Annotated in this window: 17 protein-coding genes and 1 pseudogene; 8 read left to right on the top strand and 10 right to left on the bottom strand. The window is 70.1% G+C overall.

Annotation, left to right across the window (positions count from 1 at the left end):
- Together ACYVF6_RS12830 and ACYVF6_RS12825 are read right to left on the bottom strand one after the other, a co-directional pair.
- Complete coding sequence (locus ACYVF6_RS12830; RefSeq protein WP_460520586.1) at window positions 1-897, bottom strand: carbohydrate ABC transporter permease; 897 nt, start codon at window positions 895-897, stop codon at window positions 1-3.
- Complete coding sequence (locus ACYVF6_RS12825) at window positions 897-1808, bottom strand: ABC transporter permease (RefSeq protein WP_460520584.1); 912 nt, start codon at window positions 1806-1808, stop codon at window positions 897-899. The genes ACYVF6_RS12830 and ACYVF6_RS12825 overlap by 1 nt, the downstream gene beginning before the upstream one ends.
- 73 nt (window positions 1809-1881) lie before the next feature.
- Here ACYVF6_RS12825 and ACYVF6_RS12820 point away from each other — a divergent pair, with 73 nt between their 5' ends.
- The 5 genes from ACYVF6_RS12820 (at window position 1882) to ACYVF6_RS12800 (ending at window position 6719) form a co-directional block, all read left to right on the top strand.
- Complete coding sequence (locus ACYVF6_RS12820; protein WP_460520582.1) at window positions 1882-2598, top strand: GntR family transcriptional regulator; 717 nt, start codon at window positions 1882-1884, stop codon at window positions 2596-2598.
- A 74-nt stretch (window positions 2599-2672) separates the two neighbouring features.
- Window positions 2673-3371, top strand: a complete 699-nt coding sequence (locus ACYVF6_RS12815) for an N-acetylmannosamine-6-phosphate 2-epimerase (RefSeq protein WP_460520580.1) — start codon at window positions 2673-2675, stop codon at window positions 3369-3371.
- Window positions 3364-4734, top strand: a complete 1371-nt coding sequence (locus ACYVF6_RS12810; RefSeq protein ID WP_460520578.1) for a hypothetical protein — start codon at window positions 3364-3366, stop codon at window positions 4732-4734. The genes ACYVF6_RS12815 and ACYVF6_RS12810 overlap by 8 nt, the downstream gene beginning before the upstream one ends.
- On the top strand, window positions 4727-5581 hold the full coding sequence (locus tag ACYVF6_RS12805; protein WP_460520576.1) for a hypothetical protein: 855 nt from the start codon (window positions 4727-4729) through the stop codon (window positions 5579-5581). Before ACYVF6_RS12810 ends, ACYVF6_RS12805 begins: the two co-directional genes overlap by 8 nt.
- An 85-nt stretch (window positions 5582-5666) precedes the next feature.
- The gene (locus ACYVF6_RS12800) at window positions 5667-6719 is read left to right on the top strand and encodes a calcium:cation antiporter (RefSeq protein WP_460521628.1); all 1053 of its coding nucleotides are present in this window, start codon (window positions 5667-5669) and stop codon (window positions 6717-6719) included.
- Between the two features lie 84 nt (window positions 6720-6803).
- Here the strand turns inward: ACYVF6_RS12800 and ACYVF6_RS12795 are convergent.
- Window positions 6804-7337: pseudogene (locus tag ACYVF6_RS12795) on the bottom strand (TIGR03086 family metal-binding protein); the annotation flags it as partial.
- A 19-nt stretch (window positions 7338-7356) separates the two neighbouring features.
- Here ACYVF6_RS12795 and ACYVF6_RS12790 point away from each other — a divergent pair.
- Window positions 7357-7491 carry a hypothetical protein gene (locus ACYVF6_RS12790; RefSeq protein ID WP_460520574.1) on the top strand — a complete coding sequence of 45 codons (135 nt, stop codon included), beginning with the start codon at window positions 7357-7359 and terminating at the stop codon, window positions 7489-7491.
- Window positions 7492-7504: 13 nt separating this feature from the next.
- Here the strand turns inward: ACYVF6_RS12790 and ACYVF6_RS12785 are convergent, their stop codons facing one another.
- The gene (locus ACYVF6_RS12785; RefSeq protein ID WP_460520572.1) at window positions 7505-7822 is read right to left on the bottom strand and encodes an alpha/beta fold hydrolase; all 318 of its coding nucleotides are present in this window, start codon (window positions 7820-7822) and stop codon (window positions 7505-7507) included.
- Window positions 7823-7990: 168 nt separating this feature from the next.
- Here ACYVF6_RS12785 and ACYVF6_RS12780 point away from each other — a divergent pair, with 168 nt between their 5' ends.
- The gene (locus ACYVF6_RS12780; RefSeq protein ID WP_460520570.1) at window positions 7991-8575 is read left to right on the top strand and encodes a TetR/AcrR family transcriptional regulator; all 585 of its coding nucleotides are present in this window, start codon (window positions 7991-7993) and stop codon (window positions 8573-8575) included.
- Window positions 8572-9972 (top strand): MFS transporter, encoded by a 1401-nt coding sequence (locus ACYVF6_RS12775; protein ID WP_460520568.1) that lies wholly within the window; start codon window positions 8572-8574, stop codon window positions 9970-9972. The genes ACYVF6_RS12780 and ACYVF6_RS12775 overlap by 4 nt, the downstream gene beginning before the upstream one ends.
- Window positions 9973-10015: 43 nt before the next feature.
- Here the strand turns inward: ACYVF6_RS12775 and ACYVF6_RS12770 are convergent, their stop codons facing one another.
- From ACYVF6_RS12770 to ACYVF6_RS12745, 6 genes are all read right to left on the bottom strand, one after another.
- Window positions 10016-10870: a phytanoyl-CoA dioxygenase family protein gene (locus ACYVF6_RS12770; RefSeq protein WP_460520566.1), complete on the bottom strand. Its 855-nt coding sequence runs from the start codon at window positions 10868-10870 to the stop codon at window positions 10016-10018.
- Between the two features lie 65 nt (window positions 10871-10935).
- Complete coding sequence (locus ACYVF6_RS12765; RefSeq protein WP_460520564.1) at window positions 10936-11586, bottom strand: DAPG hydrolase family protein; 651 nt, start codon at window positions 11584-11586, stop codon at window positions 10936-10938.
- Between the two features lie 81 nt (window positions 11587-11667).
- The gene (locus ACYVF6_RS12760) at window positions 11668-12756 is read right to left on the bottom strand and encodes a mandelate racemase/muconate lactonizing enzyme family protein (protein WP_460520562.1); all 1089 of its coding nucleotides are present in this window, start codon (window positions 12754-12756) and stop codon (window positions 11668-11670) included.
- Window positions 12753-13862: an amidohydrolase family protein gene (locus ACYVF6_RS12755; RefSeq protein WP_460520560.1), complete on the bottom strand. Its 1110-nt coding sequence runs from the start codon at window positions 13860-13862 to the stop codon at window positions 12753-12755. The genes ACYVF6_RS12760 and ACYVF6_RS12755 overlap by 4 nt, the downstream gene beginning before the upstream one ends.
- A 28-nt stretch (window positions 13863-13890) precedes the next feature.
- Window positions 13891-14991, bottom strand: a complete 1101-nt coding sequence (locus ACYVF6_RS12750; RefSeq protein ID WP_460520558.1) for an amidohydrolase family protein — start codon at window positions 14989-14991, stop codon at window positions 13891-13893.
- 25 nt (window positions 14992-15016) lie between these two features.
- Window positions 15017-15466 carry a Rieske (2Fe-2S) protein gene (locus ACYVF6_RS12745; protein ID WP_460520556.1) on the bottom strand — a complete coding sequence of 150 codons (450 nt, stop codon included), beginning with the start codon at window positions 15464-15466 and terminating at the stop codon, window positions 15017-15019.
- Window positions 15467-15490: the final 24 nt, after the last annotated feature.

Genomic DNA, 15490 nt, shown 5'->3' with positions numbered 1-15490 from the left:
TCAGCCTTTGACGGATCCGGTGAGCACACCGGAGGTGAAGTACCTCTGACAGAAGGGGTACGCGAGCAGGATCGGGACGAGCGCGAGCATCACGACCGCCATCTGGATCGACTGGGGTGGTGGCGGTATCTGGTTCGGGTTGTCGATCGTGGCGATCGGAGAGCCCTGGATGACGTACAGGTTGAGGATGAGCTGGATCGGCCAGCGATCGGAGTCGGAGATGTACAGCAGCGCGTTGAAGAACGTGTTCCAGTACGCCACGGCGTAGAACAGCGTCAGCACGGCCGTCACCGCCTTCGACAGCGGCAGCATGATGCGCCAGAAGATCTGCGCGTCGCCGCACCCGTCGATCCGGGCGGCCTCGACCAGCTCGCGTGGGATCTGCAGGTAGAAGTTGCGCAGGACGACCAGGTTGAAGGCGCTGACCAGGCCGGGGAGGATCAGCGAGGCCAGGTTGTTCAGCAGGCCGAGGTTCTTGATCAGCAGGTAGTTCGGGATCATCCCGGCGCCGAACAGCATGGTGAACAACGCGACGTAGAGGATCGCGCGCATGCCCGGCAGGTCGCGGGTGCGGGTCAGGCCGTAGGCCATCATCGACGTGCAGATCATCGAGCCGACAGTGCCGACGATCGTGATGAACGCCGAAACCGCGAGCGCGCGGCCGACCACGCCGCCGGCGAGCACCGTGCGGTACGCGTCGAAACTCCAGTGCTGCGGCAGGATGCCGCCGGCCGTGACCGCTCCGTCCTTGGAGAGCGAGGTCGCCAGCACGTTCAGCATCGGCCAGATCATCGCGATCGTGATCAGCGCGATGATCACGACCTTGGCGGCCTGCGTGGGCAACGTCGGCCGCCCGGCCCAGATCGGCCGGTGGCTCGGTCGCGCCGGACGGGGCATCAGAACAGTCCTTCCGCGCCGAGTCGCTTGCTCACCCGGTTGGCGGTGAGCACGAGTACGGTCCCGATCACGCCCTTGAGCAGGCCGACCGCCGTCGACATGCCCCAGTCGCTGCCCACGACGCCACGGAAGTAGACGAACGTGTCGACCACCTCGGCCGCGTCCGGGCCGACCGAGTTGTACTGCAGGTAGATCTGCTCGAAGCCGACGCTGAGCACGTCGCCGAGCCGAAGGACGAGTAGCAGGCTGATCACCGGTACGAGACCGGGCAGCGTGACGTGCCACATCCGCCGCCAGGCGCAGGCACCGTCCATCGCGGCGCTCTCGTACAGCTCGGCAGGGATCGTCGTCAGCGCGGCGAAGAAGATGATCGTGCCCCAGCCGGAGTCCTTCCAGATCACCTGAGCGGTCACCAGCGCCGGGAACAGGTCCGGGTTCGACATCAGGTTGGAGTCGTGGAAACCCAAGTGGGCAAGGACTCCGGCGATCGGCCCGGCGCCGCCGAGCACCTGCTGCCAGATCGAGATCACGATCACCCACGAGATGAAGTGCGGCAGGTACACGATCGACTGCAGCCACCGCCGGATGACCGGGGTGACGATGCTGTTGAGCAGCAACGCCAGCGCGATCGGCGCCGGGAACGCGAACAGGATCTGGATCAGCGACAGCTCGAGCGTGTTGGTCAGGGCGTGCAGGACGTCCGGGTCGGCGAGGACGCGGGTGAAGTTGTCGAGGCCGGCCCACGGGCTGTGGCTGAAGCCCAGGAAGGGGGAGTAGTCCTGGAACGCGGCGACGTTGCCGAGCAGCGGCACGTACGCGAACACGACGAACACCACGAGGCCCGGCAGCACGAACGCGTACATCTGCCAATGCCTGCGGGCCGTCTGCCACCGTTGCCGCCGCGGTCCCATGGATCGATGATGAGCCGTCGCGAAAACCTCAGCAACTGGCCCGAGTAGACCAATCCGGTCGTACGATCTGCGCATGGTGACCAGTGCTCCGAAAGCCGCCTGGATCCGGACGAGGCTGCTGAACCTGATCGACACGCTCCCGGTCGACACCGCCCTGCCGAGCGAGCGTCAACTGGCGCATGACCTCCAGGTCGCAAGGATGACCTTGCGCCGGGCGATGGACGAACTGGTCTACGAAGGACTGCTCGTGCGCCGGCACGGCAGCGGCGTCTACACCGCACGCCCGAAGGTGGCCGGGCGGCTGGCTGTGACCTCGTTCACCGAGGACATGCTCCGCCGGGGGATCACGCCCGGCACGGAGGTGCTGTCGTTCCGGCGTGGGCGCGCGGACGGCAACGTCGCCCGCCTGTTGCGGATTCCGGTCAACGACCCGGCCTATTTCTACTGCCGGCTCCGGCTCGCGGATGGCGTTCCGATGGGTGTGGACCGCGGGGTCGTGGTCGCCGAGCTCGTACCGAACCTGACCGCCTCCGACGCCGAGGGGTCGTTGTACGTCAACCTGCTGGAGCGGCACGGGGTGCGGGTCACCGGCGCGACGCTGAACCTCGAAGCGGTGCTTCCGGACCACTATGCCGCGCAGCGGCTCGGCATCGCGGAGTCGCAGCCCTGTATCCAGATCAGCGGTATCGGCATCGACGCCGGCGGGCGGGTCGTCGAGATCGGGCGCAACCTCTACCGCGGCGACCGCTACCAGCTCGGCAGCTCGCTGGGCACCTTCTCCGCCGGCTGAGTCCGGGTGAATTGGTCTACTCGCGTCCTCGCCGGCGGATCGCCGGGCGAGCGTCGCGGATTACGGTCGAGGGCATGTACTCCTTCGCGGAGCTGGTGCCGCGTGACAGCCTGATCGTGTCCTGCCAGGCTGCCGCGGGCCATCCGTTGCGTAGCTCCGCGGTGCTGGCGCTGATGGCGCGCGCGGGCGAACTGGGTGGCGCGGCCGCCGTGCGCGCGAACGGCGCCGAGGACGTACGCGCGATCCGGGCGGCGGTCTCGCTGCTGATCATCGGCATCAACAAGCTCGGCCCGGTCGACGGAGTCTTCATCACGCCGACGGTCGAGGCCGCGGTGGAGGTGATCGAGGCCGGAGCGGCGATCGTCGCGATCGACGGGACAACGCGGGCGCGACCCGACGGCTCCTCGCCGGCGGCTCAGATCGACGGGATCAAACGGCGGACGGGCGCCGTCGTGATGGCCGACGTCGACACGGTGGACGCCGGCCTGGCCGCGCGGCGGGCCGGCGCGGACGCGGTGGCGACCACATTGTCCGGCTACACGCCGGCCTCCCGGGGTGCGGTTCTCGACGGGCCGGACGTCGAGCTCGTCCGGCGGCTGGCCGCGCAGCTCGACTGCCCGGTCGTCGCGGAAGGGCGCGTACGCGACGAGTCCGACGTCGCCGCGGTGCAGGCCGCGGGTGCGCACGCTGTCGTGGTCGGCGCCGCGATCACCGATCCGCAGGCGATCGCGGCCCGGTTCGTCCGGCGGTTGCGGCTGGTGCGCGATGCCTGACGGTCTGTCCGTACGGGCCGGGCGGGTGGCGATCACGCCGAGCCGGCCCGGTCCACTGGCCGGCTACGTGGCCCGGGGCGACCGGGTGAGCGCCGGCACGCTCGACGAGCTCGAGGCCAACCTGGTGGTGCTTTCCGGCCCCGGTTCCGACCTCGGTTCCGGCTCTGGCACCGGCGGGTCGGTGGCGTGGCTGGCGCTCGACGCGATCGCGGTGACGACCGAGCTGGCCGCGCGGCTGCGTACGGTCGTCGAACGACACCTGGGACCCGCGGTCACCGTGCTGGCCTGCGCGTCGCACACGCACTCCGGCCCGCTGGGCTGGGTCGGCGCGATCCATCCAGGCATACCGGGCGCGGTGGACGAGGCGGACCGCGCGGAGCTGGTGGCGCGGATCGACGGGCTGGCACGCGCGGTCGCCAGTGCCGAGCCGGTCGGCGTCCGGCCGAGGTTCAGCAGGACCAGGACATCGGGTGTCGCCGCGAACCGTACGTCGCGCGACCTGCCGGCCGACGGCAGCGTGGGCGTGGTCGAGCTGCGGGCAGACGACGGCTCGCCGGCCGGGATGCTGTTCGACTTCGCCTGCCATCCCACGGTGCTCGGCGCCGACAGCCTCGGCTGGTCGGCTGACTGGGTTGGCGCGGCTCGCACCACCGTCCGGGCGGCGACGCGTCCCGGCCTGCCGATCGCGTTCCTGCAAGGCGCGGCCGGTGACGTGAGCACACGGTTCACTCGCAGGGCGCAGAGCCGGGCCGAAGCGATCCGGCTCGGCGAAACCGTCGGCGCCGCGGTCGTCTCCATGACCGTCTCCGCGGCAGGCGGGCGTGAACCAGAGCTTCGGGCGGACGTGCTGGACTCACGGCAGGTCTGCTGCCGGATACCTCGACGCGGCTTGCCGGCACTGGCGGAGGCGGACCGGCGGTACGCGATCGCGGCGGCAGCGCTCGCGGAGCTTCCGGCGGACGTCGAGCCCGCGACCGAACGGCTGGCCCGAACGGAGGCGGAGGGTGCGATGGTGCAACGAGCGCTGGCGGCGTCCGGCGCACCCGCGTGGATGGAGCTGCCGATCACGGCCGTCCGGCTGGGCGACGTCGCGTGGCTGCACCTGCCGGTCGAGCCGTTCACCTCGATCGGCCGCCGGATCGTGGAGGCGAGCCCGTTCCGGCACACCCGGGTCGTCGGCTACACCGACGGCTACGACGGCTACCTGACCGATGCCTCCGCGCGGACCCGGCAGACGTACGAGGCGATGAGCAGCTGGTTCGACGAGGCCGGCGAGCGCGCGATCATCGCCGCGGCCACCGACCTCCTGCACGATCTGTGGAACCGCCAGAGCGACTGCTCTCGTTGGCGAAGTGATGCCTGATCCGAATCCGACAGACGGTCCGCGGTTCGTCGCCGCCCTGCCCCCTGCGCTCGCCCGCCAGCAAGCAGTGCTGCTGCGGCTGCTGGATGCCGTGAAAGCGTGGCCGGAGGCGCACTGGCTGGTGCTGAGCTGTTCGATCGCCCGTGGTGCGGCCGACGCGCACTCCGACATCGACCTCGGGCTCGGCCTCGCCGAGGACGCCATGCCCGCCGCCCTGGACAACCTGATGGCGTTCCTCCGGCAGGGCGGTGAGGTGCTGGACGCGCTGGAGCACCGGCTGCCGCGGTTCGAGCCACGGCCGCACCGGCACGTGTTCGTGCAGTACGCCGGCGGCGTCCAGGTCGACATCACCGCCGCCGGTGCTTCGTACCTCTCGGGCTGTCCCGCCGGCGAGGTCGTCCTGTACGACGCCGAGCACGCCCTGACCGCGCCACACCACAAGGCGGCGCTCGACATCACGGGCGAGCGCGTCCGGGAGTGGGCGTTCCTGGGCTGGTGGGCGCTCGGTGACCTGGCGAAGTACCTCGCGCGCGGCTCGCTGTGGGAGGCCCGGCAGCGCCTGACCGAGGCCACCGAACAGGTCTTCCGGCTGTGGGGTGTGGCCAGGGGTGTCACCGACGCGGCGTACGGACTGGTCGCGGTCGTGGATCGGCCGGACGTGGGGATGCCGGCCGGCATCGAACGCACCGTCGTCGGCCTGGATGCCGGCGAACTGCTCGGCGCGGCCCGCCGAGTCGCTGAGCTGCTGGAGCGATGCGGGCGGCAGGCAGCAGACGTGGTGCCCGCCGAACTGCCCACCGCCCTGGCGGCCCACGTCCAGGCGCGCTTGAGGAATCCGGCGGTGTGACCCGGCAGCGGGGCTGGTACTACTCTCGCTGTTCATGGTTTCTCTGAGCCTTACGCGGGTTTTCACACGCTCAGATTTCGTGCTGATGGGCCTGGCCGCCGTTCTGGTTGCCGGATCCGTCCTGACCGGAGCCGGAGCGGGCGCCGTCCTGCCGTTCGCCGTGTCGGCCGCGGCCGTCGCGGTACTGGCGGCACTGGTGGGGCGCGCCGTCGACCACCTCGCCGATCTGGTGAACGCCGGCGCGGTCGGCGTGCTGCAGAGCGCTCTCGGCAACCTGCCGGAGCTGTTCATCTGCCTGTTCGCCCTGCGCAGCGGCCTGACCGATGTGGTGACGTCGGCGGTGATCGGTTCGATCCTGGCCAACCTGCTGCTGGTGCTCGGCCTGTCGATGCTGGCCGGCGGCCTGCGGCACAAGGTGCTGACGTTCTCGGCGAGCCGGGCCCGGCTGATCATGGGCCTGCTGCTGCTCGCCGTCGCGGCGATGCTGGTGCCGAGCCTGGTGTCGTTCGTGCACACGCCGGCGGCAGGTCACGAGGTCGGCCTGTCCCGGGTCACGGCGATCGTGCTGCTGGCGGTGTTCGCGTTCTCGATTCCGGCTTCGCTGCGCGCCGCGGGCGGACCGGAGCAGACGAGGGCACCGGCGACCGAGAAGTCGACGGAACACGCGAACCACAAGCCATGGCCCTTGTGGCTGACGATCGGCATGCTGGCGGTGACCGGTGTCCTGGCCGCCTACGTCTCGGACCGGTTCGTCGAGGCCCTGCAACCCGCCATGGACGCGATCGGGATCTCGCAGGCGTTCGCCGGCCTGGTCGTCGTCGCGATCGCCGGCAACGCGGTGGAGAACACCGTCGGCGTCAAGCTGGCCTGGCAGAACCGGCCCGAAACCGCTCTGTCGGTGATCCTCAACAGCCCGCTGCAGATCGCGCTCGTCCTCGTGCCCGCGCTGGTGTTGCTGGCTCCGCTGGTCGGTTCGACGCCGTTCGTCATGGTGTTCTCGCCGCTGCTGGTCACCACGGTCGCGGCTGGAACGCTCGCGGTCGCCTACCTGATCCAGGACGGCGAGTCGGACGCGGTCGAAGGCGCGGCGATGGTCGGCCTGTACGTACTGATCGCCGCTGCCTTCTGGTGGGGCTGATCCGCGGCCGGCATCCTCACTCCGGCGGCCCATCCGGTGCAGCAGCCGGTCCTGCCGGGACGCGTGCGGGCCGGGCTGCCCGTCCGGTGCGGCGAAGAACCGGTAGGTGGTGTCGGCAGCAACCGGTGTCTCGGCCAGCCCGGCGTAGATCTCGGCGAGGTTGACGTCGATCCACTCGACCAGACCTGGGTCGAGCCCGTCGCCGGCGCCGATCGCGCGGGCGAGGTCCCAGGTGTGGATGGTGCCGTCGGTGGTCCGTACCGCGAGCGCCTGCGCACCGGACACCTTCCCGAGCGGATAGTCGAGCAGGCGCTCCAGGACTCCCTGCTCGGCGAACGCCGTCGCGCACTCGTCGACCGAACGTTCGTACGCCCCGACCGGATCGGCGCCAAGGGCGTCGGCGTCGCGCAACCGGAGGAAGTCCGCGCTGCTTCCACCGCGCGCCAGGCCTGCGTAGTTGAGGTTTCCGCGTGCCATGTGGTTGACGAGCTGGCGGACGTTCCACTCGTCGCAGGGCGTGGGCCAGACCCATTGGCCAGGGCGCACCTGGCGTAGCCGATCGCCGAACTCCTTGCCGGCCAGGGCGAACCGCTCGATGATGCCGTCGAAGGTGCTCATGTCTGTCCAGCCTGCCGGGATGACCGGCAGAACACTGGCGGAAATCGGACGCGGCGGTCAGCCCTGGCGGGCGAGCCAGCCGCGGATCAGGTTGCTGAGCGCGATCGGCACGTCGTACTGCATCAGGTGTCCCGCGGCAGGCACCTCGACGTAGCCGGCACCGGGAATCAGCTCGGCGCGCAGCCCCCAGTGGGTGGCGTTCTCAGGAGCAAGGACGCGTACGCCACCTGCTCCAGCAGCGTCGCGCGTAACGAGACCGCGCCACCGAAGTCGTGCGCGATCACGTGTGGCCGGTCCAGCCGCCAGTGCTCCAGCAACGCCGCGAACGCCTTGGCCTGTGCGCCGAAGTCGACCGCGTGCTCTGGCCGCATCGACGACTGCCCGTACCCAGGCATGTCCCACAAGTGCACGGTGTAGTCCCCGGCCAGCGCGTCGGCGTAGGCCGACCACACGCGCGAGGAGAACGGAGTTCCGTGGCAGAACACGACATCCGGCCCGCTTCCCGCGCGCCCGTACGCGATCGATCGTCCCAGCCAACCACAGGTGGGCGAGCGGCCGGTCGCGGTGCGCCGGCGTGTTCGACGTCACGCGCCAGAGGCGTCCCGAGCTTGCTAAGTTACAGGTGACTTACTTGTTCCTTGTGGGAGGTTGCCGTGGCCGTGGAGCGTGGCAAGCGGTTGGCCGGCGCGGACCGGCGCGAGCAGGTGCTGGGGATCGCCGCCGAGGAGTTCGCCGAGCACGGCCTGCACGGAGTGTCGGCCGAGGTGATCGCGCGGAAGGCGGAGATCACGCACGCGTACGTCTTCCGCCTGTTCGGCACCAAGAAACAGCTGTTCCTCGAGGTCGTCCGCCGGGCGTTCGCCACGATGGCGGACGGCTTGGCCTCGGCCGCGGGCTCGGAGTCCGGCCTGGACGCGCTGGCCGCGATGGGCCTGCGTTACGACGCCAGCCTGAAGGATCGCACGCTGCTTCTACTGCAGCTGCAGGCGTTCGCCGCCTGCGGTGACGACGAGGTGCGGGAGGCGGTCCGCGAGAGCTTCGGGCAGCTGTGGCAGACCGTCAGCGACGCGACCGGCCTGGATCCTGTGCAGATCAAGACATTCATGGCGTTCGGCATGCTGCTCAACACCAACACGGCGCTCGCCACCGCGGACGTCGACGCCGGCTGGGCGAAGCAGGCGACGACCCGCATCCACGCCGGCCTCTTCACCCACCTCAGCGAGGAGGCGAACCGGTGAGTGCCGCCGCGGCGCCTGCTACGACGTCTGCTCCGGGCCGGCTGCTGGTGCCGACGCTGATGTTCATCGCGCTCGTCGTCGCGGTCGGCGGCAGCCTCGGGGCGCCGCTGATCACCTCGGTGGCGGGGGAGTTCGGCGTATCGCTGGCGGCCGCGCAGTGGACGCTCACCGCGCCACTGCTGGTCGGCGCGGTCGGCACGCCGGTGCTCGGGCGGCTGGGCACGGGACCGCGACGCCGTCAGGTCGTCCTGGTGGCGCTGCTGGTCGGCGTGGCCGGGAGCGTGCTGACGGTGGTGCCACCCTCGTTCGGCTGGCTGGTGGCCGGCCGGGTGGCGCAGGGTGCGGCGCTGGGACTGACCCCGCTGATGATGGGCATCGCCCGCGACCACCTGCCGGCCGAGCGTTCGGGCCCGGTGATCGCGCTGCTGTCCGTGGCGTCCACGATCGGGGTGGGTGTCGGGTATCCGCTGGCGGGGCTGCTGACCGAGTTGGGTGGACTGCGGGTGGCGTACGGGCTCGGGCTGGTCGTCACCGTGCTCGCTCTGGCCGCGGCCTGGCGGTCCGTACCCCGGCCCCCGGCCGGGCGTTCCGCGGCGGTCGACCTGCCCGGTGCGGCGTTGCTGGGCGCGGGCCTGTTCGCGCTGCTGCTGGCGATCAGCCAGACCGCGCTGTGGACGTCCCGGCCCTGGCTGGCAGCCGGTCTGCTGGTGGTGGCGGCCGTTCTGCTGACCGGCTGGGTGTTCCGCGAGCGCCGCTGCACGGCGCCGCTGGTCGACCTCGCGCTGCTGCGGCACCCGGCGGTCGCGGGCGCCAACCTCGTCATGCTGCTCGGTGGTGTCGGCATGTACCTGCTGCTGACGCTGGTCACCCGCTACGCCCAGACGCCGGAGTCGGCCGGCTACGGGTTCGGAGTCGGCGTCTTCGTCGCGGGCTTGGTGCTGGTGCCGTTCTCCGTCCTGGGCTTCGCCGGCGGCAGGCTGGCGCCGACGCTGGTGCGTCGGCGGCTGGCCGCCACGTCGGTGCTGGCGATCGGCGGCACGGCGGTGCTGACGGCCCTCGCGCTGTTCGCGATCGTACGCAGCCAGCTGTGGCTGCTGTTCGTCGTGATGGGCCTGCTGGGCTTGGGCGTCGGTGTCTTCTCGGCCGCGATGCCGGCCGCGATCCTGGCCGTCACACCCGCGGCCGAGACGTCGAGCGCGATGGGCATCAACCAGGTCGTCCGCAGCGTCGGCTTCTCGATCGGCAGCGCCCTCGGCGGGCTGACGCTCGCGGCCCGTACGCCTGCGGCGGCCCACTTCCCGGTCGAGGCGGGCTACGCGACAGCGGCCTGGCTGGGCGCGGCGATGATGGCCGTCACGGTCGTCGTCGCCCTTACCCTGCGGCGTTCCAAGGCCTAGGGCTCAGGGCTCAGCGCGCGAGGATCGTCGACGAGCTGGTCGCTCAGCAGCTGACGTCCTTGCCCTCGGATCCGAACACCGCGAGGCGGTCCTCGTCGGATCCGAAGTGCGCGGACGTCGGCACGTAGTGGAACTGCACGGCCCGCCTGGTCTGTGCCGTCCGGTTCGACGGCGTTCCGTGGTGTAGCAGCCCGTCGAAGAACAGCACACCGCCGGGCGGCAACGGCACGACCACATCGCGCCCGGTCTGGATGTCGGTGTCGCAGATCTGCCAGTCGCGTCGTCGGAAGTGGACGACCGGTCCTTCGCGGTGCGAGCCGGGGATCACGTGCATGCAGCCGTTCTCGTGCGTCGCCTGGTCCAGCGCGATCCACGCACCGGCGATCGGTGTGCCCGGCGGGCAGGTGAAGTACGCGTTGTCCTGGTGCCACGGCTTCTCGCGCCCGCCGCCGGGCGGCTTGACCAGCGCCATGTCCTGGAACATCGTGAGATCGTCCGAGCCGAGCAGCCGGCGCAGGAACGCCAGCAGGCGTTCGTCGTACGCGAGCGCGTGCAGCCGTTCCTCGTGGTCGACGTAGTACATGAACTTGCGTACGGCGTTCATCCGCTGCGTGAGGTCGAGCGAGTCCAGACGGTCGGCGGCCCACGCCTCGAACTCGATCCCTCCACCGCGCGGCTCGGTGAGCAACGACTCGAGCCCGTCGACGGCGGAACGCACCTGCCCGGCGTCGAAGACCGACGCGACCGCGAGGAAGCCGTCCTCGCGATATCGCGCCAGCTCCGCCTCACCCACATCCTCCAGCGAAGCGACGACCGGCGCGACGACATGGTCGCTGTACAACCCTTCGGGATAGTCGCCGCCGTGCTCCGCGTCGAATCTCAGCTGGGTCTCTCGCATTCCATCAACGATGACACGGGTTGACAGCGATCGACCGCGCTGCGCTGTCAAGCTGGCCAAACCGGTCAGCCGTTCGCCTGCTCGTCGTAGAGGCCGGGCAGGAAGTTCTCGAGGTTGCCGATCTCCTCGATGTGATGGCCGATCCAGCTGGTCAGCTTCTCCGGCGGCAGCGCGCGGGTCCGCGCCACCTGGTTGAGCAGCAGCCGGCCGAGCGCGGTGTCGTCGCCGAGCGTCATCCGGCTGCGGTATCGCGTGCCGCCGCGCTCGGCGGTGAACTCGTTCTCCAGCCGTACGACGGAGCTGCCGAGCACCCGGCGAGCGATCACGGCCCGGCTGTCAGTGAGCTCCTCGACCGTCACGTGCAGGTTCAGCACCTTCGCCGGATCGCGGCCCAGCGCCTCGACGATGTGCAGGTGAGTGCCCGGGCCTACCTCGGCTCCGCCGTCGCCGCCGGTGCTGCCGCTCTCGACCTCGTAGCTGATGTGGTCGTACGGATGCCAGACCAGGTAGCGCGGGTACGTCGCCCCGGCGTACGCCATGGTGCCGGGTACGTGGGCGTACCACCACGCCACCATCGGCGGTGTCACGCCGGCCAGCAGCGCGTGCTCGATCGTCACGACCATGCGCCCGTCCACCGGCTTCGCCTCCACGTTCGCGGACTCGGCAGGCCGCAGCGCCCACAGGGCCGGTCGTGGAGGTGGCAGCTCGATGGTCATCCCGCGCTCGCTTTCGTCTCGGTGCCGGAGCGTACGGGTTGCTGCTTTACCTCGCGGCCGGCGGACGAAACACCGCGCCGGCTATACCTTCGACACCTCGTGCTTCCACTCGCGGAGGACGGCGGGGGAGATCTCGACGCCCCAGCCGGGTGCGTCGGACAGGGTGAGCTCGCCGTTGGACGCCACCGGGAACGGCTCGTAGGCCCGCATCGAGGAGACGTCCTCGATCGTCCATTCGTGGAAGTGCGTGCACGCCGGCATCGCGGTGGCCAGATGGGCGGTGAAGATCGCGGTCAGCGAACGGCCCGACGAGTGCGGCACGCACGGGATGCCGGCCAGCTCGGCGAGCTCCGCCACCGTGCGCGCCCGGGTGATCCCGCCGACGTAGCCGACGTCGGGCTGGATGATGTCGACCAGCGGCTCCTGGACCATCCGGCGCAGGTTCTCCAGGGAGTACTCCTGCTCGCCCACGGCCACCGGAATGTCGAGCGCCGTCGCGACCCTGCCGGCGTTGTCCAGCTCCCAGAACGGCACCGGCTCCTCGAAGTGGAGGTAGCCGTGCTCCTCGAGCAGCCGCCCCACCCGGACGGCCTCGCCGGGGGAGTACGCCCCGTTGGCGTCGGCCATCAGCGCGATCGAGTCGCCGAGCTCCTTGCGCAGCAGCGGCACCAGCTTCGCCGTCCGGCCCCAGGCAGGCTCGGCGTCCCGCCCGTTGCGTTCGCCGATCTTGATCTTGACGGCCCGGAACCCGTGCTCGGCAACGGCCCTGACCATCCGGGACACCTCCTCCTCCGGAGTGGTGTCCCGGCGCATGCCCGATCCGTACAACGGCACCGACGCCCGCGCGGCACCCCCGAGCAGCCGGTACACCGGCCGCCCCTGCGCCTTGCCGACAAGGTCCCACAGCGCGGTGTCGACGCCGGCCAGCGCGCGGAACAGGAAGCTGCCCCACACCTTGTACTCCGCCCGCGCGCAGCGTTCGGCCAGCCCGGCCACGTCGAACGGCGACTGGCCGAGATAGTGCTGCGCCACCCGCCGGTGCAGCACAGCGGCCGTGATCTCGGCCTCCGAGTGCGCGGTCTGGCCGTAGCCTTCGAGCCCGTCGGACGTCCGCACCCGGACGATGCAGCCGCGGCCGCCGAACGTCTCGATCGAACTGATCCTGCTCACCCGGCGGCCTCCTGGGCAGCGGGCAGGCCGTAGAACGCCCGGGCGTTCTCGGTGTAGATCTGGTCCCGGTACTCCGCGGGCAGCCGGATCTGGAACGCGTGCACCGGATGGTCGAAGTCCCAGTGCGGGTAGTCGGTGGAGAACATCACCTTGTCGACGCCGACGTGCTCGAACACCGTCAGCAGGTCCTTCTTGCGCTGCGGTTCCTCCATCGGCTGCGTCGTCACCCAGAAGTGGTCGTGGACGTACTCCGACGGCTTCCGGCGTACGTGCGGCACCTCGGACCTGAACCGCTGCCACTGCTTGTCCATCCGCCAGGTGAGCGGCGGCAGCCACGCGAACCCGCCCTCGATCAACGCGATCCGCAGGTCGGGTACATGCTCGAAGACACCCTCGAAGATCAGGCTCGTCACGTGCGCCTGGAACGCACCGGACATGCCCGTGTGGTCCTCGACGTAGTACGAAGGCCAGCCGGCCGCCGTGATCGGAACGCCACGCACGCCACCGCCGTAATGGATCCCGACCGGCAGGTTGTGCCGCGCGGCCGCCTCGTAGATCGGCCAGTACTTCCGGTTCCCGTAGGGCGCCGAGCTGCGCGCGATCAACAGCACCTGGACGAAGCCGGGATGGTCGCCGAGCCGCTCGATCTCGGCGACCGCGTGTTCGGCGTGTTCCGCCGGCACGATCAGCCCGGCCCGCAGCCGAGGCTCGGGGTCCAGCCACTCGGCGATCTGCCAGTCGTTGGTCGCCGCCGACAGCGCGGCGGAGTAGTCGGGGTTGAGCTGGCTGCCGGCGCCGCTCAGGCAGCCGAGCAGGCCGAACTCGACGTTCAGCGCGTCCAGGTGCTGCTCGCGCATGAAGTCGAGGTCGGCTCCCGGCGCCAGGCCCGAAGGCGGGAAGGAGTCCCAGCGGGCGGGGGATCCCTTGGGATAGACGTTTCCGGAATGCTGCCGCGATCCGTACGTCCGCTTGTGCCGCAGCCATTTGTCGGGCAGGTACGGATCGATCGACGTCGGCATCGCCACGTTGTGGATGTCGCAGTCGATGATCATCTGCCGCACCCGGCGGCTGCTGCCGGTCCGCGGTGTAGCGATCGTGTCGGTCATGTCGGTGCTCCTCGGTACGGACGGAGACTCACTCGAAGCGATAGGTGGCGAGCGCGTTGCCCGCCATCACCTTGGGCCGCAGCTCGTCAGGAAGCCCTTGCGGCATCGAACGGAGCGGGTCGTCGAAATGCGCGTGTGGATAGTCGGTCGAGAACATCAGCATGTCCTCGCAGAGCAGCTGGTCGATCACCTCGATCAGCTGCGTCGGGGTCGCCGGGTCGTCCAGCGGCTGGATCGTCATGCGGACGTGGTCGCGCACGTACTCCGACGGCGGCCGGGTCACCCACGGCACCTCGCGGCGCAAGCCCCTCCAGTCCTTGTCGAACCGCCACATCAACGACGGCAACCAGGAGAACCCGCCCTCGATCGTCGCGACCGTCAGCTCGGGGAACTTCACGAAGACCCCCTCGGCCACCAGGCTGAGCAACTGGTGCTGGAAGGCGAGCGAGACGTCGATGTAGTCCTCGACGAAGTACGTCGCCCAGCCGACCGGCGTCACGGGGTTGCCGCTCATGCCGCCGGCCTGGATGCCCACGACCAGACCCGCGTCCTGCGCGGCCTGGTAGATCGGCCAGAACGCCCGCCGCCCGAGCGGCTCTCGCGTCCGGGCCGGCACGGTCACCTGGACGAACTCGCTGAACTGCGCGGCCCACTCGATCTCGGCGACCGCGTACTCGGGGTTCTGCAACGGCAGCACCGCCGAGCCGCGCAACCGGGTGTCCGAACGCAGGAACTCCTCGAGCTGCCAGCGGTTGACCGCGCGTGCCATCACCGCCGCGAAGTCGTCGTTGTGGATCGAGTCGACCCCGTAGGTGCAGTTGAGGACGGCGTAGTCGAGCTGCCAGGGGTCGAGCAGCTGGCCGCGCAACAGCTCGGCGCTGGAGCCGGGCGGACCGGACTCCGGCCGCGATCCGTCGAGGTAGAGGTTCGGTGCGCCGTCGGGATAGAGGTTCGAGGGCAGACCACCCATCCCCGACTCGGTGATGTAGTCCTGCCATCGGGGCTCGAGGTAGGGATACAGCGCCTTCAGGCCCGGCACGTTGATGTGGACGTCGGTGTCGACCAGCGGCAGGCCGGTCCACTGCGTCGGACGGGCGTAGCCGGTCAGTGCGTTCGTCTGGGTTGTCATCACGTTCCCGCTCGATCAGATCTGGTCAGATGTTGACGATGACGTAGTGGCGGTCGATCTCGACCTCGTAGGTCTCGCTCGCGTACGGCCCGGGCTGGTAGCCAGCGGCCAGCAACTCCGGGTTGCTGCGCGGCATCTCCCCACCGGACTCGACCAGCGTCGGATAGGCGGCCACCCTGGTCTTGCCGGGATCGAACCAGGACTGCCCGGTCGCGATCTCGTACTCCCAGCCGTGCCACGGGCAGCGGATGATCTCGCCGCGCATGATGTAGTCGTACGTGCCGGGATCCTCCGAGCGCGCCAACCCCGAGATCACCCCCTCGCACATCGGCCCGCCGGCGTGCGGGCACTTGTTGCGGATGGCGTAGTAGCTGCCCTTGACGTTAAACACGCCGATGGACCGTTCGGCGACGCTGACAATCTTGCGCTTGCCGGGTGGGATCTCGTCGACGGTGGCCACCACGTACTTGGTCAAGAGTTGTCTCCCTACTTGGTTCCG

The sequence above is a fragment of the Flindersiella endophytica genome (assembly GCF_054779015.1).
The sequence above is the reverse complement of the archived record's forward strand: the minus strand, read 5'-3'. Positions and strand labels throughout refer to the sequence as shown.

Bases quoted from the DNA above. Each gene is read 5' to 3' on its own strand.
- ACYVF6_RS12825 (WP_460520584.1), bottom strand. From the start codon at position 1,808: ATGGGACCGCGGCGGCAACGGTGGCAGACGGCCCGCAGGCATTGGCAG.
- ACYVF6_RS12765 (WP_460520564.1), bottom strand. From the start codon at position 11,586: ATGACCATCGAGCTGCCACCTCCACGACCGGCCCTGTGGGCGCTGCGG.
- ACYVF6_RS12830 (WP_460520586.1), bottom strand. From the start codon at position 897: ATGCCCCGTCCGGCGCGACCGAGCCACCGGCCGATCTGGGCCGGGCGG.
- ACYVF6_RS12800 (WP_460521628.1), top strand. From the start codon at position 5,667: ATGGGCCTGGCCGCCGTTCTGGTTGCCGGATCCGTCCTGACCGGAGCC.
- ACYVF6_RS12790 (WP_460520574.1), top strand. From the start codon at position 7,357: ATGACCGGCAGAACACTGGCGGAAATCGGACGCGGCGGTCAGCCCTGG.
- ACYVF6_RS12820 (WP_460520582.1), top strand. From the start codon at position 1,882: ATGGTGACCAGTGCTCCGAAAGCCGCCTGGATCCGGACGAGGCTGCTG.
- ACYVF6_RS12755 (WP_460520560.1), bottom strand. From the start codon at position 13,862: ATGACCGACACGATCGCTACACCGCGGACCGGCAGCAGCCGCCGGGTG.
- ACYVF6_RS12770 (WP_460520566.1), bottom strand. From the start codon at position 10,870: ATGCGAGAGACCCAGCTGAGATTCGACGCGGAGCACGGCGGCGACTAT.
- ACYVF6_RS12750 (WP_460520558.1), bottom strand. From the start codon at position 14,991: ATGACAACCCAGACGAACGCACTGACCGGCTACGCCCGTCCGACGCAG.
- ACYVF6_RS12815 (WP_460520580.1), top strand. From the start codon at position 2,673: ATGTACTCCTTCGCGGAGCTGGTGCCGCGTGACAGCCTGATCGTGTCC.
- ACYVF6_RS12805 (WP_460520576.1), top strand. From the start codon at position 4,727: ATGCCTGATCCGAATCCGACAGACGGTCCGCGGTTCGTCGCCGCCCTG.
- ACYVF6_RS12810 (WP_460520578.1), top strand. From the start codon at position 3,364: ATGCCTGACGGTCTGTCCGTACGGGCCGGGCGGGTGGCGATCACGCCG.